We start from the raw sequence: 3,469 nt of genomic DNA, 5'->3' as shown, positions 1-3,469 counted from the left end.
CCCCGGCCCAGGCGGACGCGAGCCCCCCCGACACCGCCCTCCTGCGCGGCCTGCTGTGGGCCGCGGAGCCGGCGCCGGAGGAGATCCGGACGCTCGCCATCGAGGACCTGGCGCTCTTGGGGGACCCGCGCGCCCTGGACCCGCTGGCCGCGTTCATCTGGGACCCCAACCCGCGCATCCAGCAGGCGGCGCTGCGCGCGGTGGCGCTCTTCCAGCACCGCCGCGCGGAGGAGATCCTCGGCAACGTCGTGCGCCACCCGCGCCTGCCGGATGCCCTGAAGATTCAAGCGCTGGGGGGACTGCTCTACCAGCGCACCCCCACCGCCCGGCGCTCCGTGCAGGACGTGGCCGCCGACAGCCGCGTGGGCTACGCGGTGCAGAACGCCGCGCGCTCCGTGGCGGCGCAGTGGGATGCCCCCGCGGCCGCGGCGCCCTGAGACGCGCCTGCCTGCTTGCCTGCCCTTCCGGGCAGGGGCCGATTCCTGGAGTGCGCGCGTGTATGGGTTAGACTGGCGCGCATGAAGATCACCCCGCTCGATATCCGGCAGAAGCGCTTCGAGACGGTGATGCGCGGCTTCGCGCGTCCCGAAGTGAGCGCGTACCTGGAGCTCATCGCCGGCGAGTTCGAGGAGGTGGTGAAGGAGAACATCGCGCTCAAGGAGGAGTTGAAGCGCACGCAGCACAAGCTCGAGCAACACCAGGAGCGCGAGCGCACCCTCCAGGAGACGATGGTCACCGCGCAGCGCATCAGCGAGGACCTGAAGGACGCCGCCAAGAAGGAAGCGGAGATCATCATCGCGGACGCGGAGCACCAGGCGGAGAAGATCGTCCACGGTGCCCACCAGCGGCTGGTGCAGGTGGTGGAAGACATCAACGAGCTGAAGCGCCAGCGCACCCAGTTCGAATCCCAGGTGCGCTCCGTGGTGGAAGCCCACCGCAAGCTGTTGGAGACCTTCGCGGCGCCCTCCTTCGCGGACCGCGACTACGCGCGCGTCGAGGACAATGTCGCGTTCCTGACCCAGAAGAAGGCCACCTCCAACGACTAGCCTTCCGTGTCCGCCCCCTGGCTCAAGACAGTGCCGGAGGGCGTGGAGCTGACGGTGCTCGTCCAACCCCGTGCGTCCCGCACGAAGGTGGTGGGCGAACACGATGGCCAGTTGAAGATCCAGCTCGCGGCCCCGCCGGTGGATGGCGAAGCGAATGCCGCCCTGTTGGAATTCATCGCCAAGAAGCTGGGTGTGCCCAAGCGGCAGGTGACCCTCACGGCCGGTGACACGTCGCGCCGTAAGCGATTGAAGGTGCAGGGGGTTGATGCGGCGGCGGTGGAGGCTGTTATCTCTGGTGGACCGTGAGGCCACGCATGCTCCGCCTGTTCGCTGTCCTGATGATGCTGCTGGCCTCGCCCCGGGTGTTCGCACAGGACGAAGGTCCGCGCGGAATCCACGCCCAGGAGGCCGTCGTCACCGACACGGCGCTCGTGCCCCACGCCCGGCCCGCGCTGGCCACCGGGGAGGTGCGCACGAAGCGCTTCGTCATCGTCCACACCGCGAAGGCGGCGGGCGCGGCCCGGGCGCTGGCCCAACAGATTGAAGGCGTGCGGGACGGCTTCGGCGCGATGCTCGGACGCGACTGGCCGGGCACCACCGAAATCCGCCTGGGCGTGGGCCGTCAGGAGTTCGAGGCCCTGGCCCTCCCCGGCGGCAAGCCCCCGGGCTGGGCGGTGGCGCTCGCCTACCCCGGCCATCAAATCATCCTCCTGGACGCGCTGAGCCTGAGCGACACGGAAGGCCCCACCACGCTGCGGCATGAGCTGGCGCACGTGGCGCTGGGACAGCTGGCGAAGCAATGGCCGCGCTGGTTCCAGGAGGGCGTGGCGCAGAACCTCACCGACGAGCGCTACTCCGTCGCCCACTACACCGCCCTCTTCCGCGCCGTGACGCAGGAGCGCGTCTTCCACTTCGAGGACCTGTCCGAGGACTGGCCGGACGTGCCCGCGGATGTAGAGATCGCCTACGCCCAGAGCGCCGCCTTCGTGGCCTACCTCACCGGAAAGCACGGCGCCCAGGCCATGGGCCTGCTGGTGGACGGAGTGCGCGCGGGGGAGCCCTTTGAACAGGCCTTCGGCAAGGCGTTCCGCACGTCGCTCCTCCTGGAGGAGCAGGACTGGCGCGAGGGGCTCGCAGCCCGGTACGGCTGGCTGCCGCTCACCACCAGCTCCGCGCTGTTGTGGCTGGCCGCCTCCGCCCTGTGCGTGGCCGCCTTCGCGCGCCGGATGTGGCAGAAGTCCGCGCGGATGACGGAGCTGGCCGCGGAGGACGCCGCCGAGGACGCCGCGCTGCGCCTGCTCGCCGCCGCCCGCGCCGCCGGCCCGGTGGGCGCGGATGGCACGGAGCCTGGGTCCCCTTCCGCCCTCACCTGGCCGGAGTGGCCCGGCGCCACCCCGACGCCGGGCCCGGCCCCCTCGCGGCCCGAGGCGATGGAGGGTGCGCCGGAAGCGCTGGAGTCCGGGGCTGGAAGCCCGGAGACCTCCGACGCCCTGGAACCGGGGGACGAGGAGCCGGAGTCCCCCAGCGGCGAGCATGAGGTGGATGCCGAGCACCCGGCAGGTCGCCCGCCCAAGCCAACGCTCCACTGACGGTCGCGTCCCTGCCCAGTGAGGGAAGGAACTTCCCCTGGCATCCCCGCTTTCAACACCCGCCCCGTAGGATTTACGCCCTCCGCCTGCCCTTCAGGGCAAGGGGATCGCCCAAAGGGCTGGATTCATTGGGCGTTGGTGCACGTCTGGCGTTGGCAAAGCACTTGCTATGTCTCCGTTCGCGATGCGGACGACAACGGACATGGCGGCGGAGCGGGGACGGAAGAAGGCGGGGGCGGCCCGGGTCTTCAGCAGGCAGCCGGAGCGGATCGCGGCGCTGTGGCGCCGGATGCGACTGGCGGCGCACGAGGGCCAGGGCGTTCCGGGCCCCAGCCTGCTGGACGGACTGGTGGAGCCCTTCGTCCGCGAGCTGGGACTGACGCTGGAGGGCGCGGAGTCCAGCCCCTGGAGTCGCACCCGCGCGGTGCTGCGTCTGGCGCCGGAGCGTGGCGCGCGGGCCCTGCACGACGAGTTCTCACTGCTGCGGCGGTGTCTGGTGGACGCCCTGGAGGTCCTGGGCGGTAGCGACGCGGAGCGCCAGCGCATCCACAGCGCGGTGGACGAAGCCGTGGACAGCGCGGTGGCGCTGCTGCAGCGGCTGGCGGACCCGAAGGCGGATGGGCCTCGCGTGCCTTTCGGTGGGTTGGTGGTGGAGTACTTCGAGCGGCCGTCCCACGCGAAGCGGGCCCCGGTGGGCCGTCGCGACGAGCGGTCCGCGATGCACTGAGCCGAAGGGGGCTCTGACTTTTTGTAGCAACGGTTTGCCGATCCGTCCGGCTTGACGCTTCTCCCCACAAGGGAGGGTCCGGGGGCTGGCGCTGTCTCTTATACACA

Annotated in this window: 5 protein-coding genes; all 5 read left to right on the top strand. The window is 71.0% G+C overall.

Annotated elements, in window-relative coordinates:
• Positions 1 to 437, top strand: a 437-nt coding sequence (locus tag D7Y13_RS39990; protein ID WP_244222444.1) for a HEAT repeat domain-containing protein, incomplete at its 5' end; no start/stop codon positions are given.
• Between the two features lie 81 nt (positions 438 to 518).
• Positions 519 to 1,046, top strand: a complete 528-nt coding sequence (locus D7Y13_RS39985) for a DivIVA domain-containing protein (RefSeq protein ID WP_120537366.1) — start codon at positions 519 to 521, stop codon at positions 1,044 to 1,046.
• 6 nt (positions 1,047 to 1,052) lie between these two features.
• On the top strand, positions 1,053 to 1,352 hold the full coding sequence (locus tag D7Y13_RS39980) for a DUF167 domain-containing protein (protein ID WP_120537365.1): 300 nt from the start codon (positions 1,053 to 1,055) through the stop codon (positions 1,350 to 1,352).
• A gap of 8 nt (positions 1,353 to 1,360) precedes the next feature.
• Positions 1,361 to 2,635, top strand: coding sequence for a peptidase MA family metallohydrolase (locus tag D7Y13_RS39975; RefSeq protein WP_120537364.1), 1,275 nt, complete (start codon positions 1,361 to 1,363; stop codon positions 2,633 to 2,635).
• Between the two features lie 184 nt (positions 2,636 to 2,819).
• Positions 2,820 to 3,362 (top strand): hypothetical protein, encoded by a 543-nt coding sequence (locus D7Y13_RS39970; RefSeq protein ID WP_199732665.1) that lies wholly within the window; start codon positions 2,820 to 2,822, stop codon positions 3,360 to 3,362.
• Positions 3,363 to 3,469 lie beyond the last annotated feature (107 nt).

The organism is Corallococcus praedator (assembly GCF_003612125.1).
In the GTDB taxonomy this organism is placed as follows: domain Bacteria; phylum Myxococcota; class Myxococcia; order Myxococcales; family Myxococcaceae; genus Corallococcus; species Corallococcus praedator.
Note: the sequence above shows the minus strand (reverse complement) of the source record. Positions and strands in the feature narration are given on the sequence as shown.